This window comes from Xanthomonas sp. NCPPB 4467 (genome assembly GCF_041475665.2).
Taxonomy (GTDB): domain Bacteria; phylum Pseudomonadota; class Gammaproteobacteria; order Xanthomonadales; family Xanthomonadaceae; genus Xanthomonas; species Xanthomonas dyei.
In genome coordinates, this window is record NZ_CM191260.1 from 1,548,596 (window position 1) to 1,564,759 (window position 16,164).

At 65.8% G+C, this 16,164-nt stretch carries 10 protein-coding genes and 1 riboswitch; of the genes, 5 read left to right on the top strand and 5 right to left on the bottom strand.

Going from position 1 to position 16,164, the window contains the following annotated elements:
• Positions 1-474: 474 nt before the first annotated feature.
• From ACCQ06_RS06735 to raxX, 5 genes are all read right to left on the bottom strand, one after another.
• Positions 475-2,580, bottom strand: coding sequence for a catalase (locus ACCQ06_RS06735; protein WP_316691424.1), 2,106 nt, complete (start codon positions 2,578-2,580; stop codon positions 475-477).
• 221 nt (positions 2,581-2,801) lie between these two features.
• Positions 2,802-3,656: an aldo/keto reductase gene (locus ACCQ06_RS06740; protein ID WP_228322765.1), complete on the bottom strand. Its 855-nt coding sequence runs from the start codon at positions 3,654-3,656 to the stop codon at positions 2,802-2,804.
• 102 nt (positions 3,657-3,758) lie between these two features.
• Positions 3,759-5,435, bottom strand: a complete 1,677-nt coding sequence (locus ACCQ06_RS06745) for a carboxylesterase/lipase family protein (protein ID WP_316691426.1) — start codon at positions 5,433-5,435, stop codon at positions 3,759-3,761.
• A gap of 379 nt (positions 5,436-5,814) precedes the next feature.
• Complete coding sequence (gcvP, locus tag ACCQ06_RS06750) at positions 5,815-8,766, bottom strand: aminomethyl-transferring glycine dehydrogenase (protein ID WP_316691428.1); 2,952 nt, start codon at positions 8,764-8,766, stop codon at positions 5,815-5,817.
• A gap of 90 nt (positions 8,767-8,856) precedes the next feature.
• Positions 8,857-8,971: riboswitch (glycine riboswitch) on the bottom strand.
• Between the two features lie 253 nt (positions 8,972-9,224).
• Positions 9,225-9,413 carry a RaxX family RiPP gene (gene raxX / locus ACCQ06_RS06755; protein ID WP_316691430.1) on the bottom strand — a complete coding sequence of 63 codons (189 nt, stop codon included), beginning with the start codon at positions 9,411-9,413 and terminating at the stop codon, positions 9,225-9,227.
• Positions 9,414-9,854: 441 nt separating this feature from the next.
• Between raxX and raxST the strand changes: the two genes are divergently transcribed.
• The 5 genes from raxST to ACCQ06_RS06780 all read left to right on the top strand — a co-directional run bounded on the left by raxST (position 9,855) and on the right by ACCQ06_RS06780 (position 16,101).
• Complete coding sequence (gene raxST / locus ACCQ06_RS06760) at positions 9,855-10,658, top strand: RiPP modification sulfotransferase RaxST (RefSeq protein ID WP_316691432.1); 804 nt, start codon at positions 9,855-9,857, stop codon at positions 10,656-10,658.
• A 91-nt stretch (positions 10,659-10,749) separates the two neighbouring features.
• Positions 10,750-11,988: an HlyD family secretion protein gene (locus ACCQ06_RS06765; RefSeq protein ID WP_316691433.1), complete on the top strand. Its 1,239-nt coding sequence runs from the start codon at positions 10,750-10,752 to the stop codon at positions 11,986-11,988.
• A complete protein-coding gene (raxB, locus tag ACCQ06_RS06770; RefSeq protein ID WP_228322761.1) occupies positions 11,985-14,147 on the top strand; it encodes a peptidase domain-containing ABC transporter RaxB in 2,163 nt (720 codons plus the stop codon). The genes ACCQ06_RS06765 and raxB overlap by 4 nt, the downstream gene beginning before the upstream one ends.
• A gap of 279 nt (positions 14,148-14,426) precedes the next feature.
• A complete protein-coding gene (locus tag ACCQ06_RS06775) occupies positions 14,427-15,680 on the top strand; it encodes a multidrug effflux MFS transporter (protein WP_316691435.1) in 1,254 nt (417 codons plus the stop codon).
• 16 nt (positions 15,681-15,696) lie between these two features.
• Positions 15,697-16,101, top strand: a complete 405-nt coding sequence (locus tag ACCQ06_RS06780) for a hypothetical protein (protein ID WP_104614167.1) — start codon at positions 15,697-15,699, stop codon at positions 16,099-16,101.
• Positions 16,102-16,164: the final 63 nt, after the last annotated feature.

Sequence of the window (16,164 nt, forward strand, 5' to 3'; positions counted from 1 at the left end):
TGCGGCATGGATGCCGCATAAGAGCCTCCAGGGATGGATTCACGGCGTGTCCCGCGGTGGTGGGCGGGCAAGGGCCTTGCAACCAGGCCGCAGATCGGCCGCGTCGTGCCTGATCTATCCGCAGTGTCTAGGACCCAGGGCAACACGCCCGACCCAATCGAGACTTCAAACCATGCAGCGCTTGGGTGCAATCAGGGACCTAAGCCAACGCTCTCAGTGAGTCGAGCGCACGGTGCTCTCACCGCTTGCGGGACATGCCATGCATCCGTTCCTGCAGGCTCCCTGGCGGCAAGACCTGCAAGCGACCAGGGCACTGCGCCACCACGTTGGTGGGCGGCTGACTGAAAAGCTGGCTGTCCTGTCGGAGACGTTGGTTTACTGCTGGGGAAGAATTGCTGCGTGCAGAAGCGACGTGGGCGCGAAACGACGCAAACGTCGCTCGTGCCCAAGCCTGCGCAGGCTGTGCGGATGCGCTTACGCCAACAGGCGCACCTTCGGCTCGCGTGCCCACTGGCGGGTTTTTGCTGCTGCGATGAAGGCCTTGGTGTCGGCCGCGGGGACAATGCCTGGATCCTTGCCGACATTGCCTGCCTTGAGCAGCAGTTGCGCGCCGTCGTCGAAGGCAATCGCCTTCAGATGCGCCCAGGCATTGCTGACGAAGTCCAATGCCGCCGATTCGTTGGTCAGCAACTTCGCCGCTTCCGACGACAGCAGCACGGCCACGGCATCGAACACGATCGACGGCGTGCCCGCCAACTGGCCGTCGGCGGCCAACTGCTTGCCATCGCTGAGCTTGGCGCCGCCGCGTTTGGGCGCGACGATTTTTACTGTGGCGCCGGCTGCTGCGGCGGCCTTGCGCACGGCCTTGATCGCTGCGGCATCCGAACCGTCATGGATCAGAATGCCCACCGTGCGGCCCTGCAAGGTGTCCTTCATCTTGCCGATCAATTGCAGCGCGGGCGACAACGGCATGTCGGTTGGCGCAACCGCTGCCGGAGGTGCAGGCGGCAGCTTGGTCATGCCCATGCCGTCGGCCACGCGCTGCGCCAGTGCCGGGTCGACATGACGCAGATGACCCACGATGGCCTCGCGCACGTGCGCGGTGTCGACCTTGGACAGTTCAAACACCAGCGCCGAGGCCAGATGCGCCTGTTCCGGTGCGCTCTGGCTGCGGTAGAACAAGCGTGCCTGGCTGTAATGATCGGCAAAACTCTCTGCGCGCACGCGGCTCTTTGCGCCATCTTCGGCAGGCGTTGCATGGCTGGGGAATCCACGCGGCGCTTCGCGCGGCGCGTCGGCCTGCAGCGAGCTGGGTTCGTAGGCGACGCGGCCCTTCGGCACACCCATCTGCATATGCCCGTCGCGCTGATTGTTGGCGAACGGGCATTTGGGTGCGTTGATCGGAATCTGATGGAAATTCGGCCCGCCCAGACGGCTCAGCTGCGTATCCAGATACGAGAACAGGCGTCCTTGCAGTAGCGGGTCGTTGCTGAAATCGATGCCGGGAACGATGTTGGCTGGGCAATACGCCACCTGTTCGGTTTCGGCAAAGAAGTTGTCTGGCCAGCGGTCCAGCACCATGCGGCCGACGATCTGCAGCGGTACCAGTTCTTCCGGAATGACCTTGGTCGAATCCAGATGGTCGAACGGAAACGCCTCGGCCTCCGCTTCGGTAAACAGCTGCACGCCAAGCTCCCACTCGGGGAAGTCGCCGTTTTGAATCGACTCGAACAGATCGCGCCGCTGGAAATCCGGGTCGGCACCGGCCAGCTTCACTGCCTCGTCCCAGATGGTCGATTGCAGGCCAAGCTTCGGGCGCCAATGGAACTTGACGAAGGTGCTGTCGCCGGCAGCGTTGAGGAAGCGGAAGCTGTGAATGCCGAAGCCTTCGATCATGCGCAGCGAGCGTGGGATGGTGCGGTCGCTCATCGCCCACATGATCATGTGCATCGATTCGGGAGTGAGCGAGATGAAATCCCAGAACGTGTCATGCGCGCTGGCAGCCTGTGGAAAGCCGCGGTCCGGCTCCATCTTCACCGCATGGATCAGGTCCGGGAACTTCATCGCGTCCTGGATGAAGAACACCGGGATGTTGTTGCCCACCAGATCCCAGTTGCCTTCCTTGGTGTAGAACTTCACCGCAAACCCGCGCACATCGCGCGGCGTGTCTACCGAGCCGGCACCGCCTGCAACCGTGGAAAAGCGCGTAAACAACGGCGTCTTTTCGCCCACTTCGGTGAAGAGCTTGGCGGTGGTGTACCGACTCAGGGATTTGGTCAACTCGAAGTAGCCATGCGCGGCGCTGCCGCGTGCATGCACGATGCGCTCGGGGATGCGCTCGTGATCGAAGTGGGTGATCTTCTCGCGCAGGATGAAGTCTTCCAGCAACGTCGGCCCGCGCGGCGTGGCGCGTAGCGAGTTCTGGTTATCGCCAACCGGGATGCCCTGGTTGGTGGTCAGTTGCGGATGCGAGCCGCCGGCTTTCTGATGCAGTTCGTCACCAGTGCCGCGCAGTTCCTGCGCGCTGGCGGAACTGCCGACAGAAGGAACCTGTGCGGCTTTACTTGGGGACTTGGCCATGGGGGACTCCACGTTGGCGGGCTGGGGTGCTAGCGATCCAACCGAGCCTGGGAGTGGCGCTGTTAAATGGGTGTGTCTACATGCGAACAAACACTCACACGCTTGGGTCGCGCAACGCAAAGCGTGCGCTACCGCGCGCTGTGCAATGCCAACTCAACCACACGCATGATGCGAACACCGCCGCATGCGCAATATGCATGTGCTTGCGTGTGGTGTCGGAACTACAGCAGATCCAGCGGCTGTCTGCGCGTTGGCGGCGGGAACGCGCGATCCAGTGCGGCAAGGTCCTGCGCATCCAGCTGCAACGTGCACGCCGCAGCGTTTTCACGCACGTGTGCGGGCGTACCCGATTCGGGGATGGCGATCACCCGGCCGCTGCGGATCGCCCACGCCAATGCGACTGCCGTGGCTGCCACGCCATGCCGTGCACCGATGGCATGCAATACCGGGTGATCGAGCAATGCGCGGCTGCCCAGTGGCGAGTACGCCATCACCGTCACTTCATGGGCGGCGCACCACGGCAGCAGATCGAATTCGATACCGCGGCTGCCGGCGTGATACAGCACCTGATTGACCAGGCAGCGCTGCCCGCCATCGATGCGCCACAGGTCCTGCATGTCGTCCACATCGAAATTCGACACGCCCCAGTCGCGGATCTTGCCGGCGTCGCGCAAGGCTTCGAACGCAGCGACCACTTCGGCAAGATCGCTCCCGCCGCGCCAATGCAGCAGATACAGATCCAGGGTGCGCACGCCAAGCCGCTGCAGGCTGGCTTCGCAGGCACGCGCAATGCCGCGCGCGCTCGCATTGCTCGGCAACACCTTGGACACCAGGTACGGTGGCTGTGCGCTGTCGATGGCCTGGCCAATCAACTGTTCGGAACGGCCGTTGCCGTACATCTCGGCGGTGTCGATCAGCCGCATGCCCAGCTGCTGACCGGTCTGCAACGCCTCGATCTCCTGCGGCGATGGATGCCGGCCCTGGCCCAGGTTCCAGGAGCCCAGGCCAAGCGCTGCGACGCGACGCCCGGTGCGCAGCAGCACCTCGGAGCAGGGGGATGACGTGGATGTGGACATGGAGCACTCCCGTAACGTTGATTGCGTGTCACTGAGCGAAGCCGGTACGTGTGGCACGTCGCCTCTGCTTCATCGGCTCGCTTCGCTGCAGCTAGGACACGCTCATCGTTGACCATCGCGTGTGAGGCCCGGCTGATGCTGTTGCGAACGCGCAGGCAGCAGAGCTGCAGCGGCCTGCGCATGCGCATGTGCATCCCAGAACGCGCAGCGGTGCCGCTGTACGAAGTCGGGTGTGGCACCGATCCTGTGTGGCGACACCGTCAATGGTGTGTCGCCATCGAAGCGCGGCCACTGTGGTCGCCCACCGCCATTGGGATCGCCAGTGCGGGCGAACGCGCCCCAATAATCCTGCAAGGTGTTGGAAAACGCCTGTTGCGCGGCACTGAACTGCGGGTCGCCACTGAGCACCCAGGGGCGCTGAAACAGATATACCAATTCTGAGGCGTGATATGCGCCCAAGGGGCGCGAGAACGGCAAGCGCCACAGGCCGTACGGCGCCTGCGGGTCGTCGAACTCATAGGCATACACCGCAGCATGCGTGCGCAACGCCTGCCCAAGCCGGCGCGTGGGGCAGGCGAGGCCGCCGTCGGTGACGATGTCGGCAAACGCTTCCCAGCGTGACTGCGCCGCGACATCTGCGTAGTGCGCCATGATCGGTGCCGGTGCCGCATACATGCGCTGGATGCGCGCTTCATAACCGCTGCGCAGCGTGAGCTTGCCGATGTAGGACAGCAGTTGGGCGAACAGGCGTCCTTCATCGCGGTTGCTGCCGATCAGGACCGGGACCTGCGCATGCTGCGCGTTGGCAATCGCTTCGGCAGGCATTACCGGCAGCACATCGCCGCCGGCCATCGGCGCCCAGGCATCGCTGCCGGTCAAGCCGCGGCGCTGCGGTGTTGCATCGGCCAACGCCTCGGCAGGCAGTGTGCGCAGGCACGCGGCTACATCGCTTGCCCGCCCGCAGCCAAGCGTCTGCGCCATGCGCGTACCGCCGCGCTCGGCCTCGGCGCGCGTCACGCTCGAATCGGATGCAAGACAGCTACCGCTCTGCAGAATCGCGCGCTGAAACAGGCCGCGCGCGCCTGGCGATGCGAGCTGGTAACAGATGCTCCACGCGCCGGCGGATTCACCGAACACGGTGACGTTATGCGCATCGCCCCCGAAGGCGGCGATATTGCGTTGCACCCAGCGCAATGCGGCCTGTTGATCCAGTAGTGCATACGCGCCTTCGCCTTGGCCACGCAGACTCGGGTGCGCGAAGAATCCGAAGGCGCCCAGCCGATAGTTGGGTGCCACCACGATCACATTCTGCCGCGCCGCCAACGCGCTCAGGTCGTAGTCGGCATTGCTGCCCAGCTCCAATGCTCCACCGTAGATCCACACCATGACCGCGCGCGGGTGGGCGGGCGCAGGGCCGGGCGGTGCGTAGATATTCAGCGTGAGGCAGTCTTCGGAGACCTGCTTTTGCCCGAAGCGATAGTGCGGCAGGCAGGCGGGCCCGGCCTGTGTTGCATCGCGAACATCCTTCCAGGCCGCTGCCGGTTGCGGTGCACGGAAGCGCAACGCGCCCACCGGCGGCGCGGCGAACGGCACGCCCAAAAACGCCTTGCCGTGTGCGCTGGCCACACCGCGCACCGCACCGGTATCGGTGCGTACCACCTCACCGCGCGCATCGGGCGCATGCACCAGGGCTGGAACCTCACCGGGACGACGTGGCGCGCAGCCGAGTAGCAGGGTGGCTGCCAACAGCAAGGTGCCGAGATGTTTCAGTTCAAGCATGCGCAAGGGGCTGCCATGTTGGGAGGCGTTCGCCATCATGCCTATTACACGTGTAGGCGAGGCAAATACACGCGCGAAATAAGTGCGCGGCATGCGTCGGTCGCTGCGATCGGCGATGGCTTCGAAGCGAGATATTGCTTACCCACACGCTCTGCAAGTGCAGGTTCAATGAATGCTAGTAGCTCCAGCAGCGGCTCCGGTAGCGTCGGTGTCGCTGCCGGTATGTCGATACGGCGCGATCACTGGCAGTGCTGCAACCGGTACTCGGTCGTCATCAATGTCACCCCTCTCGTGCATCTGGCTCGCATCGCAGGACGCAATAAAAAAACCCGGCCGTCTTACCGGCCGGGTTTGATGGTGACCGCGTCTGCAACGTTGCTCAGACCTCGGCATCTTCCTTGTACGCATCCACCGGGATGCAGGCGCACATCACGTTCTTGTCGCCATAGACGTTGTCCACGCGTGCCACCGGCGGCCAGTACTTCTGCTGCTTGAGGCTGGGCAGCGGGAAGGCGGCCAGCTCACGCGGGTAGGCATGGGTCCACTCGCTGGCCGACACCTGCGTGGCGGTGTGCGGGGCGTGCTTGAGCGGGTTGTCGTCGCGGTCCAGGCGGCCGTCTTCGATGGCGCTGATCTCTTCGCGGATCTGGATCATCGCGTCGATGAAACGGTCCAGCTCGTGCTGCGATTCGCTTTCGGTCGGCTCCACCATCAAGGTACCGGCGACCGGGAAGCTCAACGTCGGCGCGTGGAAGCCGAAGTCGATCAAACGCTTGGCGATGTCTTCGGCGCCGATGCCGCTGGTCTTTTCCAGCGGCCGCACATCCAGGATGCACTCGTGCGCCACCAGGCCATTACGGCCGGTGTACAGCGTCTTGTAATGCGGTGCCAGCCGCTTGGCGATGTAGTTGGCGTTGAGCAATGCCACCTGCGTGGCCTTGCGCAACCCGCCACCGCCCATCATGGTCACGTACATCCAGCTGATCGGCAGGATGGAGGCCGAGCCATAACTGGCCGCGCTGACCATGCCCACATCGCCTTCGCCGAACTTGGATCCGCTGCCATGGATGGCAGCTGTTTGATTCTCGCCGGCACGGACGCTGGCAATAGGAAGCGTCTTGGGCAAAAACGGCGCCAGATGCGATTTGACCGCACACGGGCCCACGCCCGGGCCGCCGCCGCCGTGCGGGATGCAGAAGGTCTTGTGCAGATTGAGGTGCGACACATCCGAGCCCCACTTGCCGGGCTTGGCCACGCCGACCAGGGCATTCATGTTGGCGCCGTCGGTGTAGACCTGGCCGCCATGCGCATGCACCGCTTCGCAGATCGCCACCACGTCTTCTTCGAACACGCCGTGCGTGGACGGGTAGGTGATCATCAGCGCGGCCAGACGATCGGAATACTTCTCCGCCTTGGCGCGGATGTCTTCGACATCGACGTTGCCGTTGGCATCGCACTTGGTGACCACCACCGTCATGCCGCACATCTGTGCAGAGGCCGGGTTGGTGCCATGCGCCGATTCGGGAATCAGGCAGATGTCGCGATGCGCCTCGCCACGCGAACGGTGATAGGCGCGGATCGCCAGCAGGCCGGCGTATTCGCCCTGCGCGCCGGAATTGGGCTGCAGGCTCACCGCGTCGTAGCCGGTGCACTCGACCAGCATCGCTTCGAGTTCCTCGATCAGCTGCGCATAGCCGGCCGATTGTTCTGCCGGCGCCAGCGGATGGATCGCGCCGAATTCCGGCCAGGTCACCGGGATCATTTCGGCGGTGGCGTTGAGCTTCATGGTGCAGCTGCCCAGCGGGATCATGGTGCGATCCATCGCCAGATCCTTGTCGGCCAGCGAGCGCATGTAGCGCAGCAGTTCGTGTTCGCTGTGATGGGTGTTGAATACCGGGTGTGTCATGAACGCGCTGGTGCGCAGCAGGCCTTGCGGCAACGCATCGGCAGTGACGGCATCCAGCGCATCGATATCCGCCTGGGCACCGAACAACTGCGCCAGCGCCACCACATCGGCGCGCGTGCTGGTTTCGTCCAGGCTGATGCCCACCGCTTCGCTGTCGATCACACGCAGGTTGATGCCGGCCGCACGCGCACGTGCATGGATGGCATCGGCATCGATCGCCTTGACGTGCAGCGTGTCGAAGAACTGCTCGCCGACGCTCACGCCAGCGCTACGCAGCGCCGCAGCCAGGATCGCGGCCAGACGATGGGTGCGACGGGCGATGCGGGTCAGGCCATCGGGGCCGTGGTAGACCGCGTACATCGAGGCCATCACCGCCAGCAGCACCTGCGCGGTGCAGATGTTGGAAGTGGCCTTTTCGCGGCGGATGTGTTGCTCGCGCGTCTGCAGGGTCAAGCGATATGCGGGGTTGCCGGCGGCATCGATCGACACGCCGATCAAGCGGCCCGGCATCGAGCGCTTGTACGCGTCGCGGCAGGCCATGAAGGCCGCATGCGGGCCACCAAACCCGAACGGCACGCCAAAGCGCTGCGAGTTGCCGACCACGATGTCAGCGCCCCATTCGCCGGGCGCGGCGATCAGGGTCAGGGCGAGCAGATCGGTGGCCACGGCCACCAGGCCGCCCTGCGCATGCACCGCATCGGCCAGCGCAGCGTGGCCACCGATCGTGTCGAAGTGAAGCCGGCCAAAGCTGTCCGGGTATTGCAGCAGCACGCCGAAGCACTCGGCCTGCAAGGCTTCGTCCGGGGTGCCGACGCGCAGCACGATGCCCAGCGGCTCGGCGCGCGTGCGCAGCAGTTCCAGCGTCTGCGGATGCACCGCGTCGTGCACGAAGAAGATGTCGGACTTGGATTTGGCCGACCGCTTGGCCAGCGTCATCGCTTCGGCCGCAGCGGTGGCTTCGTCCAGCAACGAGGCGTTGGCGATCTGCATGCCGGTCAGATCCGCGCACAGGGTCTGGAAGTTGATCAACGCTTCCATGCGGCCCTGCGAAATCTCTGCCTGGTACGGCGTGTACGCGGTGTACCAGGCCGGGTTTTCCAGGATGTTGCGCAGAATGACCTTGGGTGTGTGGGTGCCGTAATAGCCCTGGCCGATAAAGGTGCGCTGCACCTGATTCTTGCTGGCGATGGCGCGAATCTTGGCCAGCGCTTCTTCTTCGGTGATCGACTCGGGCAGCGCCAGCGCAGCCGGCGACTTGATGTTGCCCGGCACGATGGCGTCGGTCAGCGCATCCAGCGAGGCGTGGCCGACCACGTCCAGCATCTGCGCGATTTCTGCGTCGTTGGGGCCGATGTGGCGTTCGACGAACGCGCTGTGGTGTTCGAGGTCGCGCAGGGAAGACGAGGTCTGGGACATGGCGGGCATCCGGGGCAGGGGGCAGACGAATGGTCGACACGCCCCCCCGACCGGCCCGGCGCGCACGCGCACCACGGCCCGTCGCAGCGACGGTCTTCCTCGCGCCCCTCTGTCCTTTTGCCTGAGAGTTTAAAAACGCGGCCTGGCCATTGGCCTGCCTGCGTTCCGTGCCCCTTCGGCGCCGGCATCGGCCGGTCTCTCCAGAGTTGTACTGCGGATGGTATCGGGCCTGAGCGATTACGGGCTGTTGCGCCTTCGGCAGCGGCAGTGCCGCTTCTCCCACCGTGTTGCCTGGATAGTATAGCCAGCCCCCCACCGGTTGGCGAAGCGCCTTGCTGGCGCCACGTCGCCATGATGACTGGGCGAGTCGCCTCGCCCAGGTGTCCGGTTCAAGTTATCGGCCGCGGCTTGTCAACGGGGCGTTCCGGAGGCGGCAGCGCCTGCTTGCTGCTGGCCGTGAGCTGCGATCAGCCCTTGAGCGGGGGATGTGGCGGTTTTTTCGGGTCGTGACGCGGATTTGGGCCGGCCGGCGGGTAGTCGCCACCGCCCACATGTTTCCACAGACTCTTGTCCAGCGGCTCGATCCTGCCCTTGGATGCGGCTGTCTGCCGCAGCGAGACTGCGCCGTTGGCTTTTGCTTGGTTCGATAGGTTCATTATCGACGTTCTCTCTGGTTGTGCCCTTCGTGTGCAGCGTCACGCCGCCCGAAGGGACGGCCGCGTGACCGCATCGGCCACGTCTTCGGTGGCCGGTGAGACGAGAGTGGTCGCTGGGCATCGCGGCGCGCGCCGACGATGTCGTGAGCCTTCACCCCAGCATCCACGGTTGCCAGGTGCCTGCAGGCTTGGCGCACGATGGCATGTGCTCGCGACCGAAGGTCGCATCCAGCAGGTGTGCTGCGGTTGCCAAGAGCGTGATGGCGATCGCAGCGCAAGTCGCCCAACGCACTACCCGATCGGCGGCATTCGCAAAGCGCAGCGCGTTTGCGCAACGCGTCCGCTGGGCTTGCCCTGCGCCATGCAACGCTGACTACCCGCGTCGCGCCGGCTTCCCGCCGCGAGCCCGAAGCAACCGACTGATCAGGACAACGCTGCGACGTGGATTACCATTTCATCTCCGGGTTGCCGCGTGCGGGCTCGTCGTTGCTGGCGGCGTTGCTGCGGCAGAACCCGCACGTGCACGCCGATGTCACCTCGCCGGTGGCGCGGCTTTATGCGGCCATGCTGATGGGCATGAGCGAGGAACATCCCTCCAATATCCAGATCGACGATGCGCAGCGCGTCCGCCTGATGCGCGCTGTGTTCGACGCCTACTACCAGGATCGCCAGGGCGTGCGCACGGTGTTGGACACCAACCGCGCCTGGTGCAGTCGCGTGGCGGGGCTGGCGACGCTGTTCCCGCACAGCCGCATCGTGTGTTGCGTGCGTGACGTCGGTTGGATCGTGGACAGTTTCGAACGGCTGGCGCAGGCCCAGCCGCTGCGCCTGTCGGCGCTGTTCGGTTACGACCCGGAGGACTCGGTGTCGATGCGCGCGGACCTGCTGACCGGACCACGCGGCGTGGTGGGCTATGCGCTCGATGGACTGCGCCAGGCGTTCTACGGCGACCATGCCGATCGCCTGCTGCTGGTGCGCTACGAGACTCTGGCGCAGCGGCCGGCGCAGGCGATGGAACAGATCTATGCGTTCCTGCAGCTGCCCTTTTTCGCCCACGACTATGCCGGGGTCCAGGCCGAGTCGGCGCAGTTCGATACCGCGCTGCAGAGTCCGGGGCTGCATCGGGTACGTTGTGGGGTGAGCTACGTGCCACGCCGCAGCGTGTTGCCGCCAGCGCTGTTCGATCAGCTGCAGCAACTGGCCTTCTGGGAGAGCGGGCCATCGCACGTAGCGCTGCTGGTATGAGCGACAGCGCGCCTTGCGAGCACGTGCGGGCGTGGCAGAGGCACCGCACTGCCCGCACGCCGCGTGCCCGGCTGCGGTTGGTTGCGGCCGGATGACGTCGCTGTTTCGGCGCGAGGCGATGGACCACCGGCAACGCAGTGGGCTCGGGCCGGTGGTGCTTCGCCAGCATGGGCCGCTGCGTTGGTGCGTTGCAGTGCTGGTGGCGTCGGTGCTGCTCGTGGTGGTGGGATTCTTCAGCCTGGGATTTGCACGCAGCCAGACCTTGTATGGCGCGGTCATCCCGGCCGAGGGCATGATCGCGATCACCACCGCGCGCTCGGGAGTCGTGGTGCAGGTCGCCGTTGCGCAGGGACAGGTGGTCGCGGCGCACCAGTTGCTCTTCGTGGTGTCGTCCGAGCATCGCGATGATCAAGGGCGGCCGACGCAGCAGGCCGCCGCGGCGCTGGCCGAGCGGCAGCGCCTGGCCGCCGAGGCGATGGCGCAGCTCAGGGCCCAGGCCCGCCTGCAGCAGCAGACGGCCGAGCAGGCCTTGGTCAGTCTGCGGGCCCGCCAACGTCTGCTCGATGCCCAACTCGGCTTGCTGCGCCACCGGCAGCAGTTGAGCCAACAGATCGAGCAGCGCTACCACACCGCGCTGACACGCGGTCTGGTCAGCCAGCAATTCGTGGACGAGAAGCAGGCCGACGTGTTCGACCAACGCGTGCGGACACTGGAACTGGAGCGCGAACGCAGCGCCCTGGCCGATGCGCTTGCGCAGGCGCAGGCCCAATTGGTGCAGATGCCGGTGGCCTTGCGTCAACAACTGGCGGTTGCGGGAGCCGTGCTGCAGGAGGACCGGCGTGCGGCGATCGAACAGGCGGCGGAATCGCGCTGGGAGGTGCGCGCACCGCGCGCCGGTCGTGTCGCGTTGCGGCCGCTGCAGCGCGGGCAGGCGGTCGGCCAAGGCCAACGGCTCGCCGATCTGCTGCCGATGTCCATCAGCAAGGAAATCGAGTTGTATGCGCCGTCCCGGGCCGCAGGGCTGATCGGGCCAGGGATGCAGGTGCAACTGCGGTTCGATGGCTTGCCCTACGAGCACTATGGTCAATTCGCCGGGCAGGTGGTCGAGATCGCCGCAGCACCGGAGCCCGCCAGTGGCGGCACGGCGTCGGCAAGCGAGCCGTTGTACCGCGTGCGGGTCCGTCTGGCCGGGGATGCGGCGACGCGGGCAGGACTTGCGGCGGTGCTGCGGCCAGGCATGCGTGTGCAGGGCACGCTCGCGTTGGAATGGCGGCGTTTTTCGCAGTGGGCGTTCGAGCCGTTGTTCAGCCTGCGAAACACGCTGCGATGAGCCGCTGGGTGGCGCAGTTGCGCAGAGTCTTGGGCGCGCGCGCGGTGCCGATGATCCTGCAGGGTCAGGTCGGTGAATGCGGGTTGGCGACCATGGCCATGGTCGCCCACTACCATGGTTGCCACATCGGTCTGGCCGAGTTGCGCCGCCGATTCCTGCTCTCGCGCCAGGGCACCAACCTGGCCACGCTGGTGACGATTGCGCAGGCGCTTGGGCTACAGGCGCGCGCCCTGCGGCTGGACATGGACGCGTTGGCGGACCTGCAACTGCCCTGCATCGTGCATTGGGACCTGAACCATTTTGTCGTGCTCACACGGGTGGGCGCGCGCCGTCTGCAGATCCACGATCCGGCCAGCGGGCCGTGCGCGTTGACGCCTGGCGAATTTGCCCGGCATTTTTCCGGGGTGGCGCTGGAATTGAGCCCGACCGCCGACTTCCGTGCGCAGCCTGCAGCGCCGCCAGTGGCGCTGTCCTCGTTGATCGGTCGCGTCCACGGGCTGGCGCGGTCGGCTTGGCAGGTGCTGGCGCTGGCATTGGCGCTGGAGGTGCTCAGTCTGGGGATGCCGTTCCAGCTGCAGTGGATTATCGATCAGGCGGTGCCGTCGGCCGACCGTGGGTTGATCCATGTCCTGGGTGCAGGGTTCCTGACGCTGGTCGTCCTGCAGTCGTGCATCAACTTGCTGCGGGGGTGGTTGATCGCCAGCTTCTCGGCGCAACTGGGCTTTCAATGGATGGGGCAGGTGTTTGCGCACCTGCTGGCGCTCCCGCTGGCGTATTTCGAGAAGCGTCATCTGGGCGGAATCCAGTCGCGCTTTGCCTCCATCGCGCAAGTACAGCGCACCTTGACCACCGGTTTTGCGCAGACGCTGGTCGATGGGGTGCTGGTGCTCGGTACCTTCGGCCTGATGCTGGTCTACAGCATTTCGCTCAGCGCAATCACCATGGCGGCGGTGGCGCTGTATGCGGCGACGCGCTTGCTCTGGCTTGGCCGGATGCGTGCGGCAGCCGCCGAGCAGCTGTTGTGGGACGCGCGGCAGCACACCCATCTGCTGGAGAGCGTACGTGGCATTCAGGGGGTGCGGCTGTTCGGTCGTCAGCATGTGCGGCGCATGGATTGGACCCACCTGCTTGCCGAGCAGACCAATGCACAGCTGCGCCTGGCGCATGGCGAGGTCTTCCAATCGGCGCTGAGGCTGTTGCTGTTCGGCGTCGAGCGGGTGTTGGTGATCTGGCTGGCCGCGTTCGCGATTCTGCGCGCCGAGCTCTCGCTCGGGATGCTGCTTGCCTTCATGGCCTATCGCGAGCAGTTCGCCACGCGCTTGTCCGAGCTGATCGACCGGCTTGTGGAGTTCCGCCTGCTGCGCGTTCATCTCGAACGCGTGGCCGACATTGTCCACCATCCGCGCGAGGCGGCCGAACAGCACGTGGACATGCCGCCATGGAGCGACACCGGCATCGAACTGTGCGGGATCGGCTTCCGCTACGCCGACGATATTCCTGCGGTGCTCGAAGACATTAGCCTGCGGATCGCCAGCGGTGAGTGCGTGGCCATCACCGGTCCGTCCGGGTGCGGCAAGACGACCTTGGTCAAGCTGATCCTCGGGTTGCTGCAACCCAGCGCCGGTCAGGTGAAGATTGGCGGGCGTCCGCTTAGCCCCGCAGCGTTGGCGCACTATCGGGCCATCGTTGGCACGGTGATGCAGGACGACCTGTTGTTTACCGGTTCGGTGGCCGAGAACATCAGCTTCTTCGACACGCAGCCGGACCAGGCCAACGTGGAACGCTGCGCACGCATCGCAGGCGTGCACCAGGAGGTGGAGCAGATGCCGCTCGGTTACGCCTCGCAGTTGAGCGACGCCAGCACGGGCCTGTCGGGTGGGCAGCGGCAGCGCGTCCTGCTTGCGCGCGCCCTGTACAAGTCGCCGCGGATCCTGGTCCTGGACGAGGCAACTAGCCATCTGGACGTCATGAACGAACGCCGCGTCAACAGCGCGATCCAGTCGATGCAGGTCACCCGGATCATCGTGGCGCATCGGCGCGAAACCGTGAGCATGGCCGCGCGCGTCATCACCCTGGAGCGCGGACGGGTGGTGAGCGATCAGCCCATCGCCGAGTGGCAGCGCCTGCAGGATCTGGCCGCAGCCGAGGTGCCGCGATAGCGGCCTGCCCATGGTCCTGCGATGGCATCGCGTGGCGATGGCGTGCGCCTCCGCCGCCCCCTACGTGCGCTTGATCGACCGGCCGGACTGGCGGCAGGTCAAGCGTGGCGGCCTCGACTGCGCGTGCGTGCTCGTACGCCGCTCGACCCACTCGCCGGTCTCACGACGCGGCAATTGACGTAAAGTGGCGGCTCTTTTTGCACCCGTGCGCGCCGTTGCGGTCGTTGGCGACTGATGCCGTCATCGGCGTGCTGGTGAGTCCTCCGGATACCGTTGCGCATGACCTCTGCTGGTGTTTCCACCCGTCGCATGGCGCTGCTGCTCGCCGGGCTGGCGATGTTCGGCCCGTTCTCCATCGACACCATCTTCCCGGCGTTCTCGCGGCTCAGCCGCAGCCTGGCGGTGGACCAGGTGGCGATCCAGCAGACCATCAGCGTCTACCTGCTGGCTTACGGCGTGATGAGCATCGCGCATGGGCCGCTCTCCGATGCCTGGGGCCGCAAGCGGGTGATCCTGGGCGGGCTGGTGTTGTTCATCGCCGGCTCGATCGGCTGCGCGCTGTCGCAGGATTTGCCCACGCTGCTGGCCTTCCGCGCGCTGCAGGGCCTGTCGGCGGGCGTGGGCATGATCGTCGGGCGGGCAGTGATCCGCGACCTGTTCCACGGCCCGGACGCGCAACGGCTGATGAGCCAGGTCTCGATGATCTTCGGCATCGCGCCGGCCATCGCGCCGATCATCGGCGGCTGGATCCTGCTCAGCGGTGCCGGCTGGCCGCTGATCTTCTGGTTTCTGGTGGTGTTCGGGCTGGTGCTGCTGATCGCGACGATGACTTGGCTGCCGGAAACCCACCCGGTGGAAGCGCGCACGCCGCTGCAGCTCAAGCGCCTGCTGCACGACTATGTGCGGATCGGCTTCAACCCGAGTTTTCAGCGCCTGGCGGCGGCCGGTGCGTTCAACTTCGCCGGCATTTTTTTGTACATCGCTTCGGCGCCGGTGCTGGTCATGCAGCACCTGCATCTGGGCGAAGGCGACTTTGCCTGGTTGTTCATTCCCACCATCGGCGGCATGACGCTGGGCTCGTTTTTGTCCGGGCGCATGGCCGGAAAGATGAACCCGGTGCGGCAGATCCGCATCGGCTTCATCTGCTGCGGCGTGGCCGCGCTCGCCAACCTCGGCTACACCTTGTCGGTGGCGCAGATCGCGTTGCCATGGGCGGTGCTGCCGATCTTTCTGGCCGGTGTCGGCATGGCGTTGATCTTCCCGATCCTGGCACTGGCGGTGCTGGACATGTACCCGCAGCAGCGCGGCCTGGCGTCGTCGCTGCAGGCCTTCACCCAGCTGATGACCAACACGGTGGTGGCCGGGGTGCTGTCGCCGCTGCTGAGTGAACACCCGCGGCACCTGGCGATCGGTATGACCGGTTTTTTCCTGCTTGGCTGGCTATTCTGGCGCTGGGAGCGCCGCAGCGGCCGCCGTCTGCGGCACCGCCAGGCCACCGAGGCAGTGCCTCTGGAGCCGGCCGACCATCTTTGACCCCACAGGAGCCCGCATGTCCACCGATTCCAAGTTGCGCCGCGATGCCCGCAAGCGTGCAACCGAGCGCCAGCGCAACCAGGCCGCCGCCAAGGCCACGGCCGAATCGCCGATCGAGGCGCATGCCGAGCTGCGCGACCAGCAACGCACGCTGCTGGCCGGCATCGTCCGCCGCGACGGCGAGTGGGTGCTGGGCATGGACGGCCGCATCGCTGGCGAAAGCACCAGCGCCGCGCAGGTGTTGACGCTGATCATGCGCGCCGCCGAACTGCACGAACGCCAGGGCACCCCCGTGCGCCTGACCTACTCGGACGCGCTGAAAGATGCCGCGCATGCCGAGGCCCAGGCCGATGGCATGGAGTTCGAGCAGTTCAAGGCCCGGTTGAGCGAGCGCTTGCAGAGTGGCGCCAAGCTCAACTGAGTCACCCGCGCAGCGTGCCTTCGCTGGCGCGCGGAGGTGCGCGGCGTTTTGAGCGGACACCGA